Origin of the sequence: Massilia timonae CCUG 45783 (assembly GCF_000315425.1) — a bacterium.
Lineage (GTDB): Bacteria > Pseudomonadota > Gammaproteobacteria > Burkholderiales > Burkholderiaceae_D > Telluria > Telluria timonae.
In genome coordinates, this window is sequence record NZ_JH992925.1 from 426,343 (window position 1) to 448,869 (window position 22,527).

The 22,527-nt window shown below is 66.6% G+C and carries 19 protein-coding genes and 1 tRNA gene; 16 read left to right on the plus strand and 4 right to left on the minus strand.

Annotated features, from left to right (window positions below; all coding sequences use genetic code 11):
• Window positions 1-184: 184 nt before the first annotated feature.
• Genes HMPREF9710_RS22150 through HMPREF9710_RS28085 form a run of 3 tightly spaced genes read left to right on the plus strand, consistent with a single transcriptional unit; the run spans window position 185 to window position 1,349 of the window.
• Window positions 185-676: an Hcp family type VI secretion system effector gene (locus HMPREF9710_RS22150; RefSeq protein ID WP_005670093.1), complete on the plus strand. Its 492-nt coding sequence runs from the start codon at window positions 185-187 to the stop codon at window positions 674-676.
• Window positions 676-1,164 (plus strand): hypothetical protein, encoded by a 489-nt coding sequence (locus HMPREF9710_RS22155; protein WP_005670095.1) that lies wholly within the window; start codon window positions 676-678, stop codon window positions 1,162-1,164. The genes HMPREF9710_RS22150 and HMPREF9710_RS22155 overlap by 1 nt, the downstream gene beginning before the upstream one ends.
• Window positions 1,161-1,349 carry a hypothetical protein gene (locus HMPREF9710_RS28085; protein WP_157225694.1) on the plus strand — a complete coding sequence of 63 codons (189 nt, stop codon included), beginning with the start codon at window positions 1,161-1,163 and terminating at the stop codon, window positions 1,347-1,349. Before HMPREF9710_RS22155 ends, HMPREF9710_RS28085 begins: the two co-directional genes overlap by 4 nt.
• 68 nt (window positions 1,350-1,417) lie before the next feature.
• Here the strand turns inward: HMPREF9710_RS28085 and HMPREF9710_RS28090 are convergent, their stop codons facing one another.
• The gene (locus HMPREF9710_RS28090; RefSeq protein WP_005670096.1) at window positions 1,418-1,561 is read right to left on the minus strand and encodes a hypothetical protein; all 144 of its coding nucleotides are present in this window, start codon (window positions 1,559-1,561) and stop codon (window positions 1,418-1,420) included.
• A gap of 212 nt (window positions 1,562-1,773) precedes the next feature.
• Window positions 1,774-1,860, minus strand: a tRNA-Leu gene (locus HMPREF9710_RS22160).
• A gap of 150 nt (window positions 1,861-2,010) precedes the next feature.
• Between HMPREF9710_RS22160 and HMPREF9710_RS22165 the strand changes: the two genes are divergently transcribed.
• The 11 genes from HMPREF9710_RS22165 to HMPREF9710_RS22215 all read left to right on the plus strand — a co-directional run bounded on the left by HMPREF9710_RS22165 (window position 2,011) and on the right by HMPREF9710_RS22215 (window position 14,106).
• Entirely contained in the window at window positions 2,011-2,859 is an 849-nt protein-coding gene (locus tag HMPREF9710_RS22165) for a ParB N-terminal domain-containing protein (protein ID WP_005670098.1), read from the plus strand.
• Window positions 2,860-2,882: 23 nt separating this feature from the next.
• Window positions 2,883-5,126, plus strand: coding sequence for a penicillin acylase family protein (locus HMPREF9710_RS22170; protein WP_005670101.1), 2,244 nt, complete (start codon window positions 2,883-2,885; stop codon window positions 5,124-5,126).
• A 43-nt stretch (window positions 5,127-5,169) separates the two neighbouring features.
• Window positions 5,170-5,721: a sugar O-acetyltransferase gene (locus HMPREF9710_RS22175; RefSeq protein ID WP_157225695.1), complete on the plus strand. Its 552-nt coding sequence runs from the start codon at window positions 5,170-5,172 to the stop codon at window positions 5,719-5,721.
• A gap of 98 nt (window positions 5,722-5,819) precedes the next feature.
• On the plus strand, window positions 5,820-6,371 hold the full coding sequence (locus tag HMPREF9710_RS22180; RefSeq protein ID WP_005670104.1) for a thymidine kinase: 552 nt from the start codon (window positions 5,820-5,822) through the stop codon (window positions 6,369-6,371).
• Between the two features lie 7 nt (window positions 6,372-6,378).
• Complete coding sequence (locus tag HMPREF9710_RS22185; RefSeq protein ID WP_005670107.1) at window positions 6,379-6,957, plus strand: hypothetical protein; 579 nt, start codon at window positions 6,379-6,381, stop codon at window positions 6,955-6,957.
• A gap of 182 nt (window positions 6,958-7,139) precedes the next feature.
• Window positions 7,140-9,443: a carboxy terminal-processing peptidase gene (locus HMPREF9710_RS22190; protein WP_005670109.1), complete on the plus strand. Its 2,304-nt coding sequence runs from the start codon at window positions 7,140-7,142 to the stop codon at window positions 9,441-9,443.
• 363 nt (window positions 9,444-9,806) lie between these two features.
• Window positions 9,807-10,547: a PEP-CTERM sorting domain-containing protein gene (locus HMPREF9710_RS28095; protein WP_005670111.1), complete on the plus strand. Its 741-nt coding sequence runs from the start codon at window positions 9,807-9,809 to the stop codon at window positions 10,545-10,547.
• Between the two features lie 128 nt (window positions 10,548-10,675).
• The gene (locus HMPREF9710_RS22200) at window positions 10,676-11,878 is read left to right on the plus strand and encodes an acyl-CoA dehydrogenase family protein (protein WP_005670114.1); all 1,203 of its coding nucleotides are present in this window, start codon (window positions 10,676-10,678) and stop codon (window positions 11,876-11,878) included.
• A 7-nt stretch (window positions 11,879-11,885) separates the two neighbouring features.
• Window positions 11,886-13,121, plus strand: a complete 1,236-nt coding sequence (locus HMPREF9710_RS22205) for an acyl-CoA dehydrogenase family protein (RefSeq protein WP_005670117.1) — start codon at window positions 11,886-11,888, stop codon at window positions 13,119-13,121.
• Window positions 13,118-13,651, plus strand: a complete 534-nt coding sequence (locus HMPREF9710_RS22210) for a MaoC family dehydratase (RefSeq protein ID WP_005670119.1) — start codon at window positions 13,118-13,120, stop codon at window positions 13,649-13,651. Before HMPREF9710_RS22205 ends, HMPREF9710_RS22210 begins: the two co-directional genes overlap by 4 nt.
• Window positions 13,651-14,106 carry a MaoC family dehydratase gene (locus tag HMPREF9710_RS22215; RefSeq protein ID WP_005670122.1) on the plus strand — a complete coding sequence of 152 codons (456 nt, stop codon included), beginning with the start codon at window positions 13,651-13,653 and terminating at the stop codon, window positions 14,104-14,106. The genes HMPREF9710_RS22210 and HMPREF9710_RS22215 overlap by 1 nt, the downstream gene beginning before the upstream one ends.
• A 7-nt stretch (window positions 14,107-14,113) precedes the next feature.
• Here the strand turns inward: HMPREF9710_RS22215 and HMPREF9710_RS22220 are convergent, their stop codons facing one another.
• Window positions 14,114-15,067: a diguanylate cyclase domain-containing protein gene (locus HMPREF9710_RS22220; protein WP_143054598.1), complete on the minus strand. Its 954-nt coding sequence runs from the start codon at window positions 15,065-15,067 to the stop codon at window positions 14,114-14,116.
• On the minus strand, window positions 15,064-19,179 hold the full coding sequence (locus tag HMPREF9710_RS22225) for a response regulator (RefSeq protein ID WP_005670127.1): 4,116 nt from the start codon (window positions 19,177-19,179) through the stop codon (window positions 15,064-15,066). Before HMPREF9710_RS22225 ends, HMPREF9710_RS22220 begins: the two co-directional genes overlap by 4 nt.
• Before the next feature lie 302 nt (window positions 19,180-19,481).
• Here HMPREF9710_RS22225 and HMPREF9710_RS22230 point away from each other — a divergent pair, with 302 nt between their 5' ends.
• Together HMPREF9710_RS22230 and HMPREF9710_RS22235 are read left to right on the plus strand one after the other, a co-directional pair.
• On the plus strand, window positions 19,482-21,185 hold the full coding sequence (locus tag HMPREF9710_RS22230; RefSeq protein WP_005670130.1) for a GspE/PulE family protein: 1,704 nt from the start codon (window positions 19,482-19,484) through the stop codon (window positions 21,183-21,185).
• Between the two features lie 11 nt (window positions 21,186-21,196).
• Window positions 21,197-22,429, plus strand: coding sequence for a type II secretion system F family protein (locus HMPREF9710_RS22235; RefSeq protein ID WP_005670132.1), 1,233 nt, complete (start codon window positions 21,197-21,199; stop codon window positions 22,427-22,429).
• Window positions 22,430-22,527 lie beyond the last annotated feature (98 nt).

The window sequence follows — 22,527 nt, forward strand, 5'->3', positions numbered from 1 at the left end:
CTGCGAAAGGTGCTTGGATATCGTCCGAATGTCGGACCTGACACCATCGGTGGCTGGCCGAAGTAAGGCCGCCGCCGCGCGCGCCCGTTGATTTGCTTCCTGTGTTGCGATGCGTGAAGCCAATGCCCGCTAGGTGCTGCCGAACAAGAATGATATTTATTTGGAAACCATCTACGAGGTCAGTATGGCAAGCGACGTTTATCTCAAAATCGAAGGTATCGCGGGCGAGTCGACGGATGACAAGCACAAGGACTGGATCGAAGTTGCGAACGTCAATTACGCCGTGCACCAGTCGAGGGCTGAAACAGTGTCAACGGCCGGCGGCCACTCAAGCGGACGGGCAGAACTGTTTCCGCTCAGCTTTACGAAGTTGGCCGACATCGCGTCGCCCGTCCTGCTGCAAACCTGCGCGACAGGCAAGACCATCCCGAAAGCGACGTTCGAGTTCATGCGCGCCGGCGGCGATGGCAAGCCGATCCCGTACTTTAAGATCGAGCTGGAAAACTTGATGTTCTCGAACATCTCGCCCGACAGCGGCGAGGGCGGAATCATCACGGAGCGGGTGCACGTTGCGTACGCCAGGATCAAGTGGAGCTATCTCCGCCAGTCCATCCGTGGCGGCACGCAGGGCAATACGTCGGGTGGCTGGGACTGCTCCGCCAACAAGGTGTGCTGATGGGCCGCGCCACCAATAGCGCCATGCAGGCGCAGCCGAACAGCGCGTTGCAGGCAAGCGCGAAAAATGTACAGCGCTACGTCGGCGACGTCATGCTCAACTGCGTGGTGAGCCCATCAGCCTTCACGCATTGCCGCGCCGTGATCGTCAGTGGCGACCCAGGCAACCCCTGCGGTCATTCGCTGTTGCACACTGGCGGCGGATGGTATGTTCACGTGGCCTGCGAAAACACTGTCCCTAGGTTCATGAGCGAAGGAGGGTACAAACGCTATCTCCGGGAAAACAGCATGCGCGAGATTCGACGCTGGCCTATCAAGGTGCCGGATCCGCATGGCGCGCATCGGAAGCTGCAGGAGCTACTCGCGCGCAAGTGGCTCTGGTTGGGCATTCCTAATAATTGTGTGTCTTTTGTGAAGGAGGTTGTTCGGGCTGGTGGCAGCAAGGCCGGGATGTATTTCAACTGCCCGTCAGCGGATGCGTTCGCATGAGCCGCGCTTTTATTTCCTTCGGTGCTGCCGTTTTCGTGGCGTTTTCGATATGGCTGACCATCGCAGTGCTTGCACCAATGCTGTACGTCGAGACGGCGTTTGTCATCATCTTTTATCCTTCGATCGCCTCCGGAATCGTCACAGCACTGGCACTGTGGGCGCATGCACGCAAGCGGCGAGTATAGGCCGCGCCGCTTCGGATTGGCACGCTACTGCGAGCTCGCGCCCACCATGATAGCCCGCCGCCCGACGGTTACGTGAGCACGCGTTCGATAATCGTTTGGAGCACATCGGCGCACGCCGTCATGCGCTCGGCCTCCTCGACGCCGATCATCGGCAGCAGGATGAGGGTGACGTCGACGCGGCTGGCGGTCATATGGTCGGTTTGGATGCGCATCCGCCCAGCGTAGTCGAATGGCTGGCGCCGCGAGCAGGGGCAAGTTTGTTCAGCGTGCGCCCCACAGTAAGCACAAGAAAGCTACGGGATCGAGTTGAAGGTTCGCGCGAAATCATTGAGGCCGCCGGTCAGTTGAGCGAGATTTGCGCAACTACTTCGTTTTTGCGGCACTACTCCCGATTGCGAGAGTGAGCTCCTATCCGCATAGGAACTGGTGCCCGGAGCCGGAATCGAACCGGCACGCCATTGCTGGCAGCAGATTTTAAGTCTGCGGTGTCTACCAGTTTCACCATCCGGGCAACGCCGGCGATTCTAGCACAAGCGTGCTCAATTCGGAGCAGTTCGGCAACTTTATCCCCCTGATAAGCCCATTGTCACGGCATGATCGCCCGCGCATTCCACCCTGACGATCTCTTGCATCTTTGGAACCCCCGCCCGGATGGTGTAGCATGCCAACCGGCGTCGCCCATGGCGCCAGCCCAGGCAAGACCACGCAAGGACAAGAATTGGACATCAAGATCAATGACGAGCTGCGGTCCTTCGTCGACCCGCTCACCGACATCGAATACGCCGCGCTCGAGCGCAGCTTGCAGGCCGAAGGCTGCCGCGACGCGCTGGTGCTCTGGCGCGACACGCTGATCGACGGTCATAACCGCTACGAGATCTGCAAGAAGCACGGCATTCCGTTCCGCACCGTCCACAACAACAACTTCGCCTCGCTCGAGGACGTGATGCTGTGGATGATCGACAACCACCTGGCGCGCCGCAGCGTGTCGGACTTCCAGCGCGGCGTGTTCGCCCTGCGCAAGAAGGAAATCGTCGCCGCGCGCATGGCCGAGAATCCGCCGGCGGAAGAGGGCGACAAGAACGCCCCGGCCGACGACACCTCGCCGCCATGGAGTACGCGCGAGGACGTCGCGCGCGCGGCCCGCGTCTCGAGCAATACCATCAGCCAGATCGAACGCATCCAGAAGGCCGCCACCCCGCAGCTGCGCGAGGCCGTGCGCACCGGCGCCATCTCGATCAACGCCGCCGCCAACGTGGCGCAGCTGCCCGAAGAACAGCAGATCGCCGCCGTCGCCGGTGGCCGCAAGGAATTGCAGCAGGCCGCGCGCCAGGTGCGCGAGCAGAAGATGGCCAGCCGTCCGAAAAAGGAAAAGGTCGAGCTCGACCCGGAAGACGAGCTGGCGGCCCTGCGCAAGGAAGTGGCAAGCCTGAAGGACCGCATGGCGACGCTGCTGACCGATAACCAGCGACTCAAGCAGCGCCTGGCCAATGCCGGCCTGGACGACGAATAACACGACCTGAAGGAAGACCAAAGATGCGCATGCCCCGTTCGTTCACGCCGGTCCTGCTCGGCGCTCTCCTGGCTGGACTGGCCGCTCCCGGACTCGCCGTTGCCCAGGGCAAGGCGGCGACCAGCGCCGCGCCCGCCGCGCAGGCCTTCAGCGCCGCCGACGTCGCGCGCTGGAAGGCGACCGCGCAACGGGTGACGATCCTGCGCGACAAGTGGGGCATTCCGCACATCTATGGCGGCACCGACGCCGACACCGTGTTCGGCATGCTGTACGCCCAGGCCGAGGACGACTTCAACCGCATCGAGCTCAACTACATCAATGCGATGGGGCGCCTGGCCGAGGTCGAGGGCGAGAAGGAAATCTGGCGCGACCTGCGTATGAAGATGTACATCCAGCCGGCCGACATGCAGGCCAAGTACGCCGCCAGCCCGGTGTGGCTGAAGAACCTGATGAATGCCTTCGCCGATGGCCTGAACTATTACCTGCACACCCATCCCGAAGTCCAACCGAAGCTGCTGACCCGCTTCGAGCCGTGGATGGCCCTGACGTTCAGTGAAGGCAGCATCGGTGGCGACATCGAGTCGATCGACCTCAAGGAACTGGAACGTTTCTATGGCAAGCGTCCGGTGCTCGCCAGCGTCGGCGTCGACAAGGGCTTCGATCCCGAGCCGCGCGGTTCGAATGGCTTCGCCATCGCCCCCAGGCGCTCGGCCAACGGCCATGCGCTGTTGATGATCAACCCGCACACCTCGTTCTATTTCCGTCCCGAGGTGCACATGGTCAGCGACGAAGGGCTCAACGCGTATGGCGCCGTGACCTGGGGCCAGTTCTTCGTCTACCAGGGCTTCAACGACAAGCTGGGCTGGATGCACACGTCGGGCGGCGGCGACGTGATCGACGAATACCTCGAGACCGTGGTCGAGCGCGATGGCGAGTTCTTCTATAAATACGGCAAGCACGAGGGCCGGATGCGCACCGCGCAGATCAACCTGCCGTACAAGACGCCGAACGGCGGCATGGCCAGCCGCACCGTCACCGCCTATTTCACCCACCACGGCCCGGTCGTGCGCCAAGAGGGCAAACAATGGGTGTCGGTCAAGATGATGGACGACCCGCTCAATGCGCTGACCCAGTCGTATACCCGCACCAAGGCGCGCGACTACAACGCTTTCTACAAGGCGATGGAGCTGCGCACCAATTCCTCGAACAACACGGTGTATGCCGATGCGCAGGGCAATATTGCCTACTTCCACGGCAATTTCATTCCGAAGCGTGACCCGCGCTTCGACTGGACCAAGCCGGTCGACGGCAGCAATCCGGCCACCGAGTGGCAGGGCCTGCACGAGATCAAGGAAACGATCACCCTGCTGAACCCGGCCAGCGGCTACATCTCCAATACCAACAACTGGCCGTGTAATGCGGCCGGCGCCGGCAGCAGTCCTCAATGCGCCAGCTACCCGGCCTATATGTGGTCGCTGCCCGAGAATGCCCGCGGCCGCAACGCCGATCGCGTATTCAAGGAGGCGAAACGGCTCGACGTCGATGGGCTGATCGCGGCGTCGTACGACACGCGCCTGGCCGCGTTCGAGCCATTGGTGCCGGCCGTGGTGGCCGATTACGAAGCGTTGCACGAAAGCGATGCGCGCAAGGCCGCGCTGCTCGAGCAGATCGCCGTGCTGCGCGACTGGAACCTGCGTTACGCGATCGATTCGGTGCCGACTTCGCTCGCGGTCTATTGGGGGCAAGAGATGGTGGCGGAGCATGGCGCGCGTGCGCGTGCCGAAAGCATTCCGGCGGTAGACTATATCGCTACTCGCCTGAGCCCGGCCGATCGTCTCGATGCGCTGGTGCGCGCCTCGAACAGGCTGCAGGCCGACTTCGGCAACTGGCGCACGCCGTGGGGCGAGATCAACCGCTTCCAGCGCATCAGCGGCGACGTCGACCAGCAGTACGACGACAGCAAGCCCAGCATCCCGGTGGCTTTCGCCTCGGCCAACTGGGGTTCGCTGGCCTCGTTCGGCATGTCGGCCAAGCAGAAGACCAAGCGCATCTATGGCGATCGCGGCAACAGCTTCGTCGCGGCGGTCGAGTTCGGCCCACGTATCAAGGCCAAGAGCATCCTGGCCGGCGGCCAGAGCGGCGATCCGCGCTCGCCGCACTTCAATGACCAGGCGGCGATGTATGCGCGCGGTGAGTTCAAGGACGTGCTGTTCTACAAGGAAGACATCGAGCGCAACCTGGAGCGCAAATACCATCCCGGGCAGTAAGGCCTGCCGCCGCAGGCGCTGCGCCCGCTACTGAAAGGACCGCGTGGAACTGAGCGAAAAACAGAAAATGTTGGCTGGCATGCCGTATCACGCCAGCGATCCCGAACTGCGCGCCGAGCAGAACGCCACGGCCGCCTGGCTGGCGCGTTACAACGGCGCGCTGGGCGAACCGGCCAGCTGGCAGGCGCTGCTGGGCGAGCGCATTGCGCGCGCGGGGCAGGGCACGACCGTGCGTCCGCCCTTCCACTGCGACTACGGCTGGCACGTCACCCTCGGCGCGCGCGTCTTCGTCAACTTCGACTGCGTGTTCCTCGACGTGGCGCCGATCACGATCGGCGACGATTGCCGCATCGGCCCGGGCGTGCACATCTATACGGCTGACCATCCGCGCGACCCGGCCCTGCGCCGCGCCGGCTTCGAATCCGGGCGTCCGGTCACCATCGGCCGCAACGTCTGGATCGGCGGCGGCGCCATCATCCTGCCCGGCGTGACGATCGGCGACGATGCGATCGTCGGCGCCGGCAGCGTGGTGACCCATGACGTGGCGCCCGGCGCCCACGTCGCGGGCAATCCGGCGCAGCCGATTTCGGGCTGATCGCGGCCCTGTCCGGCGCTGAATGGCTGGCGGCGCCTGTTTCCCGCTTGCTATAATCGCAGCTTCGCATCAAAAGCACAGCAAGGCAGGACAGGGCAGTGGCCAAACTCTATTTCAGATACTCGGCGATGAACGCCGGCAAATCGACTGCCCTGTTGCAGGTCGCCCATAACTACGAGGAGCAGGGCCAGCAGGTCAAGCTCTACACGGCGGCGATCGACAACCGCTATGGCGTCGGCCTGATCACCTCGCGCCTGGGCGCGCAGCGTAATGCCGAGGTGTTCGATAGCGACACTAATTTCCTTGAACAAGTGTCTGGCGTGGCTTGCCTGCTGGTCGATGAATCGCAATTTCTCTCCAGTGCACAGGTCAGCCAGCTGCACCAGCTGGCCCAGGTGCGCGGCGTGCCCGTCATCTGCTACGGGCTGCGCAGCGATTTTCGCGGCGAACCGTTCCCCGGTTCGGCCTACCTGCTGGCGCTGGCCGACGATATCGAGGAAATCAAGAATATCTGCACCTGCGGCAAGAAGGCGACCATGAATATCCGCGTCGACGACCAGGGCCGCCGCATCCGCGAAGGCGAACAGGTCAGCATCGGCGGCAACGAGCGCTACCGCCAGGCCTGCGGGCGCTGCTTCTACTCGGCCTGAGCCGGCCATGGCGTTCGCTTGCGGCGCCTGGCTTCCGGCCGCCGCCTGCGCCGCGGCCGGGCCCGCGCTCGACATCTTTCTGTACCTGATCCCGTCGGCCGCGCTGGCCGTGTTGCTGTGGATCGCCTCCAGCGCCCACCCCGCCTTCTTCGTCTTCACCGCCGCCGGCACGCTGTGCCATGAGCTCGCCCATTTCTCAGTGGGCTTGCTGACCAATGCCGAGCCGGTCGGGATGAGCGTCTTCCCGCGCCGGATCAAACGCCCCAAGGGTGGCCATAACTGGGAACTCGGCTCGGTCACCTTTGCCAACCTGCGCTGGTACAACGCCGCCCCGGCCGCGCTGGCGCCGCTGCTGGTGCTGCTGGTGCCGCTCGGCGTGGCATGGTGGCGCACGCGTGGGGGCCTGGCCTTCGAGCCGGTCGACCTGGCCATCATGTTCTTCCTCGCGCCCCAGTTCCTGTCATTCTGGCCATCCCCGGTCGACTGGAAGCTGGCGGCCCGTTCCTGGCCCTGGGCGCCACTGCTGGCGCTGGTCCTGGCATGCTGGTATTTCAAGGATGCCGCCCTGGGGCTTATCAAGGCGTAAATACTTGGCGAAAAATCGCTTACGGCAGACTTAATTTCCGGCGATTCCGGCGCTTCAAGCGGGACAAGCCGCCTCTGGCACGTGGTTCTATCCTGTAGAATGGACCGCAAAGCGCGGTATGGCTGGCTTATCGATATTGGTCATGTCGCAATCCGCAGGAATCCCGTACGGAGAAACGCAGAATGAAGAAGCACGTGCTCATCGCCGCCATGGCATTTGCCATGTCCGCCCATGTGGTGACCGCACAGCCCGAGAAATCGGCTGCCATCGCAACGCCCGCGGCGCCTGCCAAGCCGGCGGACTCCAAGAAAGCCGCCCCGGCCCCGTCCTCGCTCGAGATGAAGCCGATCGCCGCCCAGACCCAGGCCGCCCTGTGGGCCTCGCGCGTGCTGGGGCGCTATCACTACAGCCCGGTGCCGCTGGACGACGCGATGTCGGTCAAGATCTTCGACAGCTACTTCGATGGGCTCGATGGCGAGAAGCTGTACTTCGTGCAGGCCGACCTGGATCACTTCGCCGCGCTGCGCACCCAGATGGACGACGCGATCAACAACGAAGACCTGACCGCGCCGTTCGCCATCTACAACCTGTACCAGAAACGCTTCGCCGAACGCATGGCCTATGCGCGCGGCCTGCTCAAGACCAAGTTCGACTTCACCTCCGACGAGACCATGGAGCTCGACCGCGAGAAGGCGGCCTGGGCCAAGAACGAGGACGAGATCCGCGACCTGTGGCGCAAGCGCGTCAAGAACGACTGGCTGCGCCTCAAACTGGCGGGCAAGGACGACAAATCGATCCGCGAGACGCTCGATAAGCGCTACGACAACTACGTCAACCGCATCCGCAAGCTGAACAACGAGGACGTGTTCCAGATGTTCATGAACGCGTACGCCACCGCGATCGAGCCGCACACCAACTACCTGGGTCCGCGCTCGGCCGACAACTTCGACATCGCGATGCGCCTGTCGCTGGAAGGCATCGGCTGCGTGCTGCAGTCGCGCGACGACTACACCATCATCCGCGAGATCGTGCCGGGCAGCCCGGCCGACAAGTCCGGCAAGCTGAAGGTCGGCGACCGCATCGTCGGCGTGGCCCAGGGCGACAAGCCGTTCGTCGACGTGCTGGGCTGGCGCCTGGACGACGTGGTGGCGCTGGTGCGCGGCGAGAAGGGCTCGACCGTGCGCCTGGACGTGATCCCGGGCGACGGCGGCGTCGACGCCAAGCACGTGACCGTCGCGATGGTGCGCAACAAGATCAGCATGGAAGAGCAGGCCGCCAAGAAGTCGATCATCAAGGTCAAGGAAAACGGCGTCGAGCGCCGCATCGGCGTGATCTCCCTGCCGACCTTCTACCAGGATTTCGAAGCGCGCCGCAAGGGCGACCGCGATTTCCGCAGCGCGACCCGCGACGTCGAGCGCATCCTGACCGAACTCAAGAAAGAGAAGGTCGACAACGTCCTGATCGACTTGCGCAACAACGGCGGCGGCTCGCTGACCGAGGCGGTCGAACTGACCGGCCTGTTCATCGACAAGGGCCCGGTCGTCATGCAGCGCACCGCCGAAGGCCGGGTCGAGGTCGAGAGCGACACCAAGCCGGGCCTGGCCTGGGACGGTCCGATGGGCGTGCTGATCAACCGCGGTTCGGCCTCGGCGTCCGAGATCTTCGCGGCGGCGATCCAGGATTATGGCCGCGGCCTCGTGATCGGCGAGCCGAGCTTCGGCAAGGGCACGGTCCAGACCCTGATCGACCTCGACCGCTTTGCGCCGAACGAGAAGATGCGCTACGGCGAGCTGAAGATGACCATTGCCCAGTTCTTCCGCATTAATGGCGGCACTACCCAGTTGCGCGGCGTGACGCCGGACATCAAGCTCCCGGTGCTGACCGATATGGACACCTTTGGCGAATCGTCCTACGACAATGCGTTGCCGTGGGTGGCGATCAAGCCGGCGCAGTACATGCCGCTGGGCGACCTGAAGGAACTCGTCGCACCGCTGCAGAAGCGCCATGAGGAGCGCATCGCCAACGACAAGGACTTCCAGTTCCTGCAGGAAGACATCAACGAGGTGCTGAAGCTGCGCAAGGAAAACGTCATCTCGCTGAACGAGACCGTGCGCCGCAAGGAGCGTGACGCCCAGGACGCCCGCTCGAAACTGCGCGAAGCACGCCTGGCGGGCGTCTCGGTGAACCAGGACGAGCCGGCCAGCGGTCCGGGCAGCGCCGAGAAGCGCGCCGAAGGCCCGGATCCGACCAAGCCCAAGAAATCGGTGGTCGCCGTGCGCGGCACCCCGCGCCAGGACGATGGCCTGCAAGGCGACGAGCGCGATCTCCAGGCCGAGCTGGCGGCCGAGAAAGCGGCCAAGGATGCCAAGGACGTGTTGCTGCAAGAGGCGGCGAACATCCTGGCGGACGAGGTCGGCATGCTGAAGACCGATACCCGGATGGCGTCGCGCGTGATGCCGTATATGACGGTGGTTCAAAGCAAGTAAGCACGCAGCACCGCGGCGAGAGGCCGCACCGGGAAAGGCCGCACCGTGACAGGTGCGGCCTTTTTTTATCGGCGTTCACAGCAATGGGTCCCGCTGCGTTTCTTGCTGGAATAACTAGCAAAGTTATCAGGCCGCGACCAGCCGCGGCACGGCTCTCTCGAAAGTCCATGTTCTTTAGGCAAGCTAAAGAGTAAAACATGAATGCTGTAAATAGCTGAAAGATGGCATGAAATGACCAGTACTCAACAGTAAGATCGTATGCACGATTTGCGGTGGGTCAAAACTTAAGTTTTTTTGGTTTGTGATACGATAACTCTGTAGTTGTAAAAATAATAATCCTTACTTATCTTAGGAGTTATCTTCATGTCAACACGTCACCTCGTTGTTGCTGCCCTCCTGGCGTGCGCCGGCGCAGCCCAGGCAGAAGTCGTTTCCACGACAGGCTTCCAAAATGGCTGGACCGCCGGTAACGGCACCAGCGTGATCGGTTCGGGTGTGCTCGGTAGCGACGTCAGCCTGGTCGGCGGCGTCGCGCACGGTACCACCGACAGCCTGATCGGCAAGGCCAGCGCCAGTCTGTCGTCCGCCGACGCACAGAAACTCTTCGTCCAGCAAGGCATCGACGCCTCCTACGTGCTGAGCGCCGGTAATGGCCTGCTCGCAGCCCGTTATGGCAACTCGGTGTCGGTCATCAACGACGGCGACGGCGTGAAGATCGTGCCTGGCCAGAATGCAGGTGGCGGCATCGCGGCGCCTGCCGCGCCAGTCGCCGGCGGTGGTAGTGCCGGCGGCGGCGCCGCGATCGGCGGTGGCGGTGGCGCCGCGGTTGGCGGTGGCGGTGCGACATCGGGCGGCGGCAGCGCGGCGCCAGGCGGCAGCAGCGGCAGCCCGGCCGTGCCGGATTCGGGCAGCGACAGCGGTGGCGGCAACGTGACCGTGCCGGCGCCGGATGTCGATCCGATCTTCACCCTGCCAGTCCAGGACCAGGTCGGCGCATTGCCGGATCAGGTCAACGCCGTGCCGGAACCAGGCACCATCGCGCTGATGCTGGCTGGCCTGATGGGCGCCGGCGCGCTCTCGCGTCGCCGCAACGCCAAGCAGTAATCGCCGTCGGGCTGGAGCCGGCATCCAGCCCGATCGGCCGCGCCGCCCACGCTTGGCGGCGCGGCCGTTTCAGGTACAATCCTTGTGAACGATCGTGCTATTCATGACGACAACAACAAGGAGACGACGTGGACCTGTACTACTCCGACGAGGACCTGGCCTTTCGCGACCAGGTCCGCGCCTTTCTCGCTTCCCATCTTCCCCCTGAACTCCAGCACAAGGTTCGCCAGCACCTGCGCCTGAGCCGCGACAACTACGTCCGCTGGCACCGCATCCTGGCCGCACAGGGTTGGGCCGCGCCCGGCTGGCCGGTCGAATACGGCGGTCCGGGCTGGACGCCGCTGCAGCGCCACATCTTCGAAGAGGAATGCGCGCTTGCCGGCACGCCGCAGGTGCTGCCGTTCGGCGTCAATATGGTGGCGCCCGTGATCATGGCCTTCGGCAGCCAGCAGCAGAAGGACTATTACCTGCCGCGCATCCTGTCCTGCGAGGACTGGTGGTGCCAGGGCTATTCCGAACCCGGCGCCGGCTCCGACCTGGCCGCGCTCAAGACGGGCGCCGTCCATCAGCAGGACAGTGCGGGCGATCACTACATCGTCAACGGCCAGAAGACCTGGACCACCCTGGCCCAGCACGCCGACATGATCTTCTGCCTGGTGCGCACCGATCCCGGCGTGCGCAAGCAGGAGGGCATTTCCTTCCTCCTGATCGACATGCGCAGTCCCGGCGTCACCGTGCGCCCGATCGCGATGCTCGACGAAGACCACGAAGTCAACGAAGTCTTCTTCGACAACGTCAAGGTGCCGGTCGCCAACCTGGTGGGCCAGGAAAACCGCGGCTGGACCTATGCCAAATACCTGCTCGGCCACGAGCGCACCGGCATCGCCGCCGTCGGCCGCTCCAAGCGCGAGCTGGCCTTCGTCAAGCGCCTGGCGCTGCGCGAACGCAAGCGCGGACGGGCGCTGCTGGACGATCCCCTGTTCGGCGCGAAAGTGGCGGCGCTCGAGATCGAATTGATGGCGCTCGAGATGACCGTGCTGCGCGTGCTGGCCAGGGGCGAGGCTGCGCCCGGTCCCGAAGCGTCGATGCTGAAGGTGAAGGGCACCGAGATCCAGCAAGCCCTCACCGAGCTGATGTTTGACGCGGCCGGTCCGCTGGCGCTGCCTTTCGATCCGGCCTACCTGTCCGGCGCGAGCGAACACGCCATCGCGGGCGACGACGATGCGGCTCCGCTGGCGGGCTACTACTTCAATTACCGCAAGACGTCGATCTACGGCGGGTCGAACGAAATCCAACGCAACATCATCTCCCAGATGATCCTGGGACTGTGAGGACGGCATGCATTTCGAACTGAACGGGGAACAGCAGCAGCTGGCCGATGCGATCCGGCGCTGGATCGGCCGCGACTACGGCTTCGAGGCGCGGCGCGCGATCGTCCATTCCGAGCCGGGCGTCTCGCCAGACGCCTGGGCCACGATGGTCGAACTGGGCTTGACGGCGCTGCCGGTGCCCGAAGAACACGGCGGTTTCGGCGGCGACGCCCTCGCCATGTTCGGCGTGATGCAGGAACTCGGCCGTGGGCTGGTGGTCGAACCGTATGTGGCGACGGTGCTCGGTGTTGAATTCCTGCGCCGGGGTGGCGGGCACGGTGCGCTGCTCGAACGGGTCGCCGCCGGCAACGTCAAGCTCGCCTGCGCGCTGGGCGAACAACGATCGCGCCACGACGCCTTCGAGATCGCCACGCGGGTCGAGGCCGTCGACGGCGGCTATCGCCTGCATGGCGAGAAGCGGGTGGTGCTGCATGGCGCCGAAGCCGATGCCCTGATCGTATCGGCACGCGGCGCGCATGGCGCGGTGAGCTCGGGGAGCACAGGCGATGTGGGCAGTGTGGGTAGTAGGGACAATGGGCAGGGCATGGATGGCGTGAGCCTGTTCGTGGTGCCGCGCGACAGCGCCGGGCTGCGCGTCACCGGTTACCGCACGCTCGATGGCTTGCGTGCGGCTAACGTCGTGCTCGACGGCGTGGTGGTCGGGCCAGACGCCGTGATCGGGGCCGTGGAAGAGGGCGGCGCCATTCTGGATGCGGCGCTCGATTACGGCGCCGGCCTGCTGTGCGCCGAGGCGCTGGGGGCGATGCAGGCACTGTTCGACACGACGCTCGAGTACCTCAAGACGCGCCAGCAGTTCGGCGCGCCGATCGGGAAGTTCCAGGCGCTGCAGCACCGGATGGCCGACATGGCGATCCACCTCGAGCAGGCGCGGTCGATGGCCTTGCTGGCGGCGCTGGCGCTGGCGCGTTCGGGTAGCGGGGCCGATGCCAATGTCAGTCGCGATGCTGCTGCGAACATCGAGACGCGCCGGCGCGTGGTGTCGGCCGCCAAGTACCGCGTGGGCCTGGCCGCGCGCTTCATCGGCCAGGGCGCCATCCAGCTGCACGGCGGCATGGGCGTGACCGACGAGCTGCCGGCCTCACATTACTTCAAGCGCCTGTCGACGATCGAACTGACGCTGGGCGATATGGACCACCACCTGGAGCGCTTCATCGCGCAGCCGGGATTCCGGGAGGCCGCATGACGGCAGGACCAGACGAGGGAGCGGGCACGGCGGCCAACGCGCGCGCGCACGTCCAGGCCGATGCGCCGGCCGGCAAGCGCTGGTATTTCGAAGATTTTTATCCCGGCCAGGAAATCGACCTGGGCGAGCGCAGCGTCACCGAAACCGAGATCCTCGCCTTCGCAAACGCGTTCGACCCGCAGTCCTTCCACGTCGACGGCCAGGCGGCGCAAGCGTCGCCGTACGGCGGCCTGATCGCCAGCGGCTGGCACACCTGCAGCATGATGATGCGCATGGTGGTCGATGGCCTCCTGAGCGCGGCCGACGGCATGGGTTCCCCCGGCCTCGATGGCGTGCGCTGGCTGCAGCCGGTGCGCGCCGGCGACACGCTGCGCGTGCGCTATCTCACGCGCCAGGTCAAGGCGTCCGCCAGCAAACCCGATCGTGGCGTCGTCTGGTCGACCTGGACCGCCACCAACCAGCACGGCGTCCCGGTGTGCACGGTCGACGGCATCGGACTCTACGGGCGCCGGCCCGCCAGGGAGCAATGATGGCCACCACGATCGCACTCGATGCATTGCCGGCGCGGGTCGGCAGCGAAGTCGCCGTGTCCGACTGGTTCGAGGTCGGGCAAGAGCGCATCGCCACCTTCGCCGAAGCCACCGACGACCGCCAGTGGATCCACCTCGATCCCGAGCGCTGCAAGCGCGAGTCGCCGTTCGGCCAGCCGGTGGCGCATGGCTTCCTCACGCTGTCGCTGCTGCCGGCCATGCTCACCAGCGCCCTGGCGATCGAGGGCATGCGGATGGGCGTCAACTATGGCCTGAACAAGGTGCGCTTCCCGAGTCCGCTGCCGGCCGGCAGCCGGGTGCGGGGGCGCTGGACCCTGCGCGGCGCCGATGCGGTCGCCGGCGGCTGGCAATTTACCTGGGACGTGACGATCGAGGCCGACGGGGCCGTCAAGCCCGTGTGCGTGGCCGAGTTCCTGATCCGCTGCTACGCCTGACGCATCCTCATGCAACGTGGCCGCCGGCGTTGCCGAGCGCGCCCACGCCGCCCATGCGGTACTGATTGCGCCCACCCGCCTTGGCCTGGTAGAGCAGGGCGTCGGCGCTGGCCACCAGCACGTCGGCGCCTTGCGCATCGCCCGGCACCAGGCTCGCCAGCCCCAGGCTCATCGTCAGGTGCGGGGCCGTGGGCGACGCCGCATGCGGCAGGCCGAGCTGGGCCAGTTCGGCCAGCAGCCGGCGCGCCACGCCTTCGGCGCCGAGCGCATCGAGCTGGGGCAGCAGGATGGCGAATTCCTCGCCGCCATAGCGGGTGACCAGGTCGTGGGTGCGGCCGGCGCCGCGCCGCAGCGCCGCCGCCACCTGCACCAGGCAGGCGTCGCCGGCCTGGTGGCCGTAGTGGTCGTTATAGGCCTTGAAATGGTCGACGTCGGCCAGGATCAGCGCCACCGGCAGCCCGGCGCGCGCGCAGCGGCGCCATTCGGCTTCCAGGCGCTCATCAAAAGCGCGGCGGTTGGCCACGCCCGTCAACGGATCGGTCAGGGTCAACGCGCGCAGGGCGTCGGCCTGGCGCTTGACGGTCAGCTGGGTGCGCACGCGGGCGCGCACCACCGCCGCGTTGACCGGCTTGGTGATGAAGTCGGCAGCGCCGGCCTCCAATGCGCGGGTCTCGTCCTCCGGCGTCTTGAGCGCGGTGACGAAGATGACCGGGATATCGCGCGTCTCGGGCGCCGCGCGCAGGGCCGCGCACACGGCGTAGCCATCCATGTCGGGCATCATGGCGTCGACCAGGATCAGGTCGGGGTGCTGGGTGCGCGCCAGCTCGAGCGCGCGCTCGCCATCCAGCGCGAACAGCACTTCCTGCTCTTCCTGCAGCGCCGCATGCAGGATCTGGATGTTTTCCATCGCATCGTCGACCACCAGGATGCGGCCATTGAGTGCCATCTCGGTCCAGCTCACGGATTTCCCTTTCGCTTCATGAGGTCTGCCACCTGGCGCGCCGCCTCGTCGAAGCGCAGGGTGGCGACGGCGTCGGCCAGCGCGGCCGCGGCCGGCTGCCCGGCGGCAAGCGCCAACGCCGGCCGCAACGCGCCTTCGGCGGCGATCGCCCTCATATTGTTATTCTCCAGTAAGTGGAGCAGGCGCGCCAGCGAAGCGTGCAGCGTGGCGCCGTCATCCATGCCGGGTAGGTCGTGGGCCGACTCCTGGGTCAGGTCGTGGGCGGCGGGCGGCGCCAGCTCGCGCGCGGTTGCGGCCACGGCATCGAGGGCGCGCGCCAGGTCGGCCAGGCGCAGGCGCACCGTGCCGTCGTCGGCGTCGCGCAGCGCGTGTTCGAGCGCATGGGCCGCCTCGGCCGCTTCGGTGGCGCCGAGATTGGCGCTCACACCGCGCAGCCGGTGCGCCAGCTGGCCGGCGGCGCCGCGTTCGCCGGCCTCGACGTGCGCGCGCAGTTCGCCGAAGGTCTGCGCCTGGCCGTCGGCGAAGCGAATGAACAGCTCGCAGAAGCGCTCGACGCTGCCGGCGAAACGCGGCAGGGTCGATTTCAGGTCGATGCCGGGCAGGTGCGGCAGCGACGCGGGCAACGCCGGCTCGGCGTTCGCCGTCGCGGGCGTGTGCTGTCCGTGCTGCGTTACCCGCGACAGGGTCGCCACCAGCGCGTCGACGTCGATCGGCTTGGCCAGGTGCGCCTGCATGCCCGCGTCGAGCGAGCGCTGGCGGTCCTCGTCCATCGCATTCGCGGTTATGGCGACGATCGGCAGGTCCAGGCCGGCGGCGCGGATCGCGGCGGTCGCCTCGAAGCCGTTCATCACCGGCATCTGCAAGTCCATCAGCACCACGTCGAAGGCGGCGTCTTCCTGCAGCATGCTCAGCGCGGCGCGGCCATTGGCGGCGATCTCGAGCGTGGCGCCGGCGTGGGCCAGGATGAAGCCCGCCACTTCCTGGTTGATCTGGTTGTCCTCGACCAGCAGCACGCGCAGGCCGCGCAGGGCGCCGGCCAGCGGCGTGCTGGCGGTGATCGGATGCGCCGCTCCGGCGCCGCCCAGCAGCCGCTCCACGGCCGCGCCCAGGCTGGCGCGTGTGAAGGGTTTGCCCAGCACCGCCGTCACGCCCAGCCCATTGGCCGGGTCGTCGGCCAGCTCGGCATAGCGCTCGGTGTCCGGGTCGGGCGCCAGCAGGCAAAAGCGCGGCGCGGGCACTTGCGCCGCGCGCACGGCCGAGATCAGGGGCAGGCCGTCCAGGCCCGGCATGGCGCTGTCGACGAAGGCGATGTCGTAGCGCGCACCGCGCAGCGTCTCGAGGGCGGCGGCGCCGTCGGGCGCCGTGTCCACCCGCCAGCCGAAGGCGGCGCAGGCCGCGGCCAGGGCGGCGCGCGCGCTGGCGTTGTCGTCGGCCACCAGGACGCGCAGCGCGTCGTCTTCGGGGGCCGGCGCCTCGGGCGCGGCTTCCAATACCGGGAGCGACAGCGCGAAGCGGAAGGCGGCGCCGGCGCCGGGCACGCTGTCCAGGCGCAGGGCGCCGCCGGCCAGCTCCACCAGCCGGCGCGCGATCGACAGGCCCAGGCCGGCGCCGCCATACTTGCGCACGGTCGAGCTGTCGGCCTGCGAGAACACTTCGAAGATACCGGCCTGCACCTCGGGGGCGATGCCGATGCCGGTGTCGCGCACCTCGAACGCCAGGCGCGCCTGGCCGTCGGCCTCGCCGCGCAGCGCGATCGACAGCACGATCTCGCCGCGCTCGGTGAACTTGACCGCATTGCCGACCAGGTTGAGCAGCACCTGCTCGAGCCGCACCGGATCGCCTTCCAGCAATGGGGGCAGGCGCGGATCGACCGCGAACGCCAGCTCCACGCCCTTGGCCCAGGCGCCGGGGCCGTGCAGCACCGCGATGCTGGCCAGGATCGCGTCCAGGCGCAGCGGGATGCGCTCCAGGGTCAGCTGGCCGGCTTCGATGCGCGAGAAGTCGAGCAGGTCGCTCAGCATGCCCAGCAGCGAGCGGGCGGCGGTGCGCATGCGCGCCACGTAACCGCGTTCGCGCTGGCCCAGTTGGCCTTCCTCGAGCAGGCGCGCCAGGCCGACGATGGCGTTCATCGGCGTGCGCAGCTCGTGGCTCATGTTCGCCAGGAACTCGCTCTTGGCGCGGCTGGCCTGTTCGGCCAGGCGCAGCGCCGCCTCGAGCTGGACGCCGGTCGCGCGCAGCGCCGCCTCGGCCGCGACCCGGGTGCTGATGTCGCGGATCGTGGCCTGCATCATGCCGACGCCGCCGATGTCGACCCGGGTCAGCAGGATGTCGGCATGGAACACGCTGCCGTCGGCGCGCAGGTGCAGCCACTCGAAGGCGTCGCGGCCCTCGTCCAGGGTGCGCCGCATGTGCTCCAGCGCCACCTCGTTGCTCGGGCGGCCGTCGGCCTGCAGCAGCGGCGACAGGCTGGCCGGCGACTCGTCGAGCAGGGCGGCCGGGGTGGCGAAGCCGAACAGGTCGGCCGCCGCCTGGTTGGCGCTGACGTAGCTGGCGCCGTAGGCCAGCAGCAGGTGGGCGTCGCCGGCGGCCTCGAACAGGGCGCGGAACATCTCCTGGTGGTCGCGCTCGCGCTGCAGCTGGCGCTTGCGCTCGGTGACGTCGAGCACCACCGCGTTCACGCCCATCAGCCGGTGGTCGGGGCCATACACGGGGAAGTAGCTCGAGATCCAGTGCCGCGTGCTGCCCGGCGCCGATGGGGCGTCGCCGGTGGCCTCGATCTCGACCAGCGGCCGGCCGCTGGCGATCACGCGCCGGTAGTTCGCTTCGAACTCCTCGCCGATCGGCCCCAGCAATTCGGGCAGGCTGCGGCCGGCGTGGTCGCGCGCCGGGCGGCCGTTGATGTCGGCCAGGTAGTCGTTGACCATCACCACCCGCAGCTCGGTGTCCATGAAGCACAGGCCGACGGGGATCGAGGCATACACCGTTTCCAGCTGCGCCTTGGAGCGCTCCAGCTCTTGCGTGCGCTCGGCCACCAGCGTCTCGAGGCCGCGCCGGTGTTCCTGCAGCTCGGCGTCGACCCGGCGCAGCGCGTGCGCCACCGTCTCCACCTCGCGGATGCTCGATGACGGCAAGACCAGCGGCTCGCCGCGTCCGAGCCGCTCGGCGGGACCGGCCAGGCCCTGCACGGCGCGCGCGATCGAGCCGCCCAGGGCCCAGGCCAGGGCCAGGCTGATCGCCAGCAGGACGGCGATCACGGCCACCGTCTTGGCCATCGACTGCCCCAGCAGTTCGCCGGCCGCGTTGTACGGATAGCGGATCGTCACCACCCAGCCGTGCTCGGGCGAGCGCGCGAAGGCCGCGTAGCCCGGCGCGTCGCTGCCACGCGGCAGTTCGACGATGCTGGCGCTGCTGCGCGTCACGGCCGTGGCCAGCGCCGGCTCCATCGGCAAGCCCAGGTGCTGGCCGCCATCGGCGCTGCGCGAGATGGTCAACAGGTGGCGGTCGTAGATGCCGGCGATCCAGCCCTCCGGCAGGTGCTGGCTGTCGAGCAGCTCGGCCATGCGGCGCGGGCGCAGGTGCACCGACAGCACGAAGCGCACCTCGCCCTCGTGCCAGATCGGCACCTCGACCGACAGCGCATACTGGCTGCCGTCGTCCAGCCGGTGCAGGCCGGACGCCACGGTGTTGCCGGTCATGGCCACACGCCGGATGTCGTCCTCGTTGCCGGCGCGCGGCAGCGGCGCGCCGATGGGGTAGCGCGTATTGATCAACGGCATGCCGTTCGGCAGGCTCAGGACGAAGGCCTGGGCCGGGAAGTCGGGCCGCAGCAGGCTCTTGGCCACCCCGTGGATGGCGACCATGTCGCCCCTGGCCATCATCGCCGTATTGGCCAGCACCCGGGCGGCGGTTTCGCCGCTTTCGATGTCGCGGTCGACCGCCGCCGCCAGCACCTCGGCCACCGTCTGGGCGTCGCGCGACACGTGGGCGCGCTCGCGCACGGCGGCGTCGCGCGCCAGGGCGACGTAACCGACCAGGATCGGCAGCGCGCAGGCCAGCACCAGGATGTAGAGCTTGGCGCGGATCGAGGGCAGCGAAAAACGGGCAAACGGCAAAGACGACTCCTGGTTTCAACACGGTAACGGGGCGCAGCCGCCATGTTAGCTGGCCCCATCCATGGCGCATAGCGCCTGTTTTGATTGCCACCATGCATCGTCTTCACTCTGCAACATGCTGGATCGACCATCTTGTCCGGATAGAAAGCCATGAGCTCAGCGGTCGACGCCGGATTGTTACCGTTAGGCGTGGGCAACGAGGCGAAATCGAGACAGTATCGCGCGCCAGCACGATGCCGATAATCACTATTGTTCCCTCAGGCATTAAAATCCCTCTTGCAAGAATTAACCCAAGGGATGGTATGGCAAGGCCAGAGAAAGTCCGCCTCGGCGAAGTGCTGATGCAGCAGAAACTGTTGAGCGAAGAGCAACTGCAGCAGGCGCTCGCCGACCAGAAGCGCACCGGCCGCAAGCTCGGCCGGGTATTCGTCGAAAGCGGCTTCGTCACCGAAGACCAGATTTCGGGCGCGCTGGCGCGCCAGCTCGACATCCCTTACCTGAACCTGAAGTTCTACAACATCAACGCCGACCTGGTGCGCCTGCTGCCCGAGACCGCGGCGCGGCGCTTCCGCGCGCTGGTGCTGGAAGACCGCAGGGAGACGATGCTGGTCGGCGTATCCGACCCGACCGACCTGTTCGCCTACGACGAGATCGCGCGCCTGCTTAAAAAAGGCGTCGAGCTGGCGGTGGTCAACGAGACCGAGGTCCTGGGCGCGATCGACCGCATCTACCGCCGCACCGGCGAGATCACGGGCCTGGCGCGCGAGGTCGAGGCCGACCTGGGCGACGCCTCGATCGACTTCGGCGCGCTGGCCGCCAACCCGGGGCTCGAGGAAGCGCCGATCGTCAAGCTGCTGCAATCGGTGTTCGACGACGCGGCCCAGGTGCGCGCATCCGACATCCACATCGAGCCGCAGGAAGGCCGGCTGCAGATCCGCTTCCGTATCGACGGCGTGCTGCACCTGCAGACCGAAGCCGACCTCAAGGTGGCCACGCCGCTCGCGCTGCGCCTGAAACTGATGGCCGATCTCGACATCTCCGAGAAACGCCTGCCGCAGGACGGCCGCTTCGCGGTCAAGGTGCGCAACCAGCGCATCGACGTGCGTATCTCGACGATGCCGACCCAGTACGGCGAATCGGTGGTCATGCGTCTGCTGAACCAGGTCGCCGCCCACCTGCGGCTCGACGCGATCGGCATGCCGGCGCGGCTGGTCGAGCGTTTTCGCGCCATCGTCGCCCGGCCCAACGGCCTGGTGCTGGTGACCGGGCCGACCGGCAGCGGCAAGACCACGACGCTGTACAGCGCCTTGTCCGAACTGAACTCGGTCGAGAAAAAGCTCATCACGGTCGAGGATCCGGTGGAATACCGCCTGTCGGGCATCAACCAGGTGCAGGTCAACGACAAGATCGAGCTGTCGTTCGCGCGCGTGCTGCGCTCGGCGCTGCGGCAAGACCCGGACATCGTGCTGGTCGGCGAGATGCGCGACCAGGAAACCGCCGCCATCGGCCTGCGCGCCGCGATGACGGGCCACCTGGTGCTGTCGACGCTGCACACCAACGACGCCGCCTCGACCCCGCTGCGCCTGATGGACATGGGCGTGCCGCGCTATATGGTGAGCGGTTCGCTGCAGGCGGTGCTGGCCCAGCGCCTGGTGCGCGTGATCTGCGAGAGCTGCAGCGTCGACTACCAGCCGGCCGCCAACGAGATCGACTGGCTGCGGGCCGAACTGGGCGAGCATGCCGCGACCACGCGCTTTTATCACGGCAAGGGCTGCTTGCACTGCAACGGCACCGGCTATCGCGGCCGCACCGGCGTCTATGAGTTGCTGGAGATGACGCGCGCCGTCACCGACGCGGTCAACCATCCGGATCCGGGGCACTTCCTCAAGGTCGCCCACACCGAGATGCGCGGCGAGACCCTGCGCCGCCACGCGGTGAGCCTGGCGGTGCAGGGGCGCTCGACCATCGCCGAGGCGATGCGGGTCAGTAACCAGATGGACGACTGATCCAGAAGCCCATGCCATATTTCGCCTACAAGGGCCGCAACGGACGCGGCGAGCAGGTAACGGGCGTGCTCGAAGGCGCCGACAGCGGGGCCGTGGCCGACCAGCTGTTCGGCAGCGGCGTCACGCCGATCGAGATCACCGTCACCCGCAAGCGCGCCACGACCGGTGGCCCGGGCTGGCGCGAGCGCCTGTTCGAGAAGAAGGTCACGTCGATGGACGTGCAGCTGTTCAGCCGCCAGATCCATACCCTGCTCAAGTCCGGCGTGCCGATCATGCGCGGCCTGGCCGGGCTGCAGGAGTCGGCGATCAGTCCGGCGTTCGGCCGCGTGATCAAGGACCTGCGCGAGTCGCTGGACGCGGGCAGGGAATTATCCGCCGCCATGATGCGCCATCCGCGCTGCTTCTCGCCGTTCTACCTGTCGATGGTCAAGGTCGGCGAGATGACGGGACGCCTGGAAGAAGTCTTCCTGCGCCTGTTCGACCACCTGGAATTCGACCGCGACATGCGCGAGCGGGTCAAGACGGCGCTGCGCTATCCGAGCTTCGTGGTGATCGCGATGGTCATCGCCATGGTGGTGGTCAACATCTTCGTCATTCCGCAGTTCGCCTCGGTGTTCAAGTCGTTCGGGTCCGAATTGCCGCTGATGACGCGTGTGCTGCTGGCCACCTCGGGCTTCACGGTCAAGTGGTGGCCGGCCATCGCCGGCGCCGTGGCGCTGGCCTGGTTCGGATTCAGGGCCTGGACCCGCACCGCGCAGGGGCGCTTGGCGTGGGACCGCTACAAGCTGCGCCTGCCGATCGCAGGCAAGATCATCCACAAGGGCACGATGGCCCGCTTCGCTCGCAGCTTCGCGCTGTCGATGCGCAGCGGGGTGCCGATCGTGCATGCGCTGACCGTGGTGTCGCAGACGGCCGACAACGCCTATCTGAGTTCGCGCATCGAGCAGATGCGCGACGGCGTCGAGCGCGGCGACAGCATCCTGCGCACCTCGACGGCGGCGAACGTGTTTACGCCGATCGTGCTGCAGATGATCGCGGTGGGGGAAGAGACCGGGTCGATCGACGACCTCATGGATGAGATCGGCCAGATGTACGAGCGCGAGGTCGACTACGAGCTCAAGACGCTGTCGAGCCAGATCGAGCCGATCCTGATCACCTTCCTGGGGGCGATGGTGCTGGTCCTGGCGCTGGGGATCTTCATGCCGATGTGGGACCTGGGGCAGGCGGCGATCCATCCGAAATAGGCGCACGCGGTGCGCGCTGTTGCAAAAAGAACGCATCGGCTTGAGCAAACTTAAAATTCCATCAATGAAACATTGCCTTTAAGCGATCCTTTTGCTCT

What these genes read in the sequence shown, in the direction of transcription:
- HMPREF9710_RS22150 (WP_005670093.1), top strand. Translation starts at nt 185, where the DNA reads ATGGCAAGCGACGTTTATCTCAAAATCGAAGGTATCGCGGGCGAGTCG.
- HMPREF9710_RS22155 (WP_005670095.1), top strand. Translation starts at nt 676, where the DNA reads ATGGGCCGCGCCACCAATAGCGCCATGCAGGCGCAGCCGAACAGCGCG.
- HMPREF9710_RS28085 (WP_157225694.1), top strand. Translation starts at nt 1,161, where the DNA reads ATGAGCCGCGCTTTTATTTCCTTCGGTGCTGCCGTTTTCGTGGCGTTT.
- HMPREF9710_RS28090 (WP_005670096.1), bottom strand. Translation starts at nt 1,561, where the DNA reads ATGCGCATCCAAACCGACCATATGACCGCCAGCCGCGTCGACGTCACC.
- HMPREF9710_RS22165 (WP_005670098.1), top strand. Translation starts at nt 2,011, where the DNA reads ATGCCAACCGGCGTCGCCCATGGCGCCAGCCCAGGCAAGACCACGCAA.
- HMPREF9710_RS22170 (WP_005670101.1), top strand. Translation starts at nt 2,883, where the DNA reads ATGCGCATGCCCCGTTCGTTCACGCCGGTCCTGCTCGGCGCTCTCCTG.
- HMPREF9710_RS22185 (WP_005670107.1), top strand. Translation starts at nt 6,379, where the DNA reads ATGGCGTTCGCTTGCGGCGCCTGGCTTCCGGCCGCCGCCTGCGCCGCG.
- HMPREF9710_RS22190 (WP_005670109.1), top strand. Translation starts at nt 7,140, where the DNA reads ATGAAGAAGCACGTGCTCATCGCCGCCATGGCATTTGCCATGTCCGCC.
- HMPREF9710_RS28095 (WP_005670111.1), top strand. Translation starts at nt 9,807, where the DNA reads ATGTCAACACGTCACCTCGTTGTTGCTGCCCTCCTGGCGTGCGCCGGC.
- HMPREF9710_RS22205 (WP_005670117.1), top strand. Translation starts at nt 11,886, where the DNA reads ATGCATTTCGAACTGAACGGGGAACAGCAGCAGCTGGCCGATGCGATC.
- HMPREF9710_RS22210 (WP_005670119.1), top strand. Translation starts at nt 13,118, where the DNA reads ATGACGGCAGGACCAGACGAGGGAGCGGGCACGGCGGCCAACGCGCGC.
- HMPREF9710_RS22215 (WP_005670122.1), top strand. Translation starts at nt 13,651, where the DNA reads ATGGCCACCACGATCGCACTCGATGCATTGCCGGCGCGGGTCGGCAGC.
- HMPREF9710_RS22230 (WP_005670130.1), top strand. Translation starts at nt 19,482, where the DNA reads ATGGCAAGGCCAGAGAAAGTCCGCCTCGGCGAAGTGCTGATGCAGCAG.
- HMPREF9710_RS22235 (WP_005670132.1), top strand. Translation starts at nt 21,197, where the DNA reads ATGCCATATTTCGCCTACAAGGGCCGCAACGGACGCGGCGAGCAGGTA.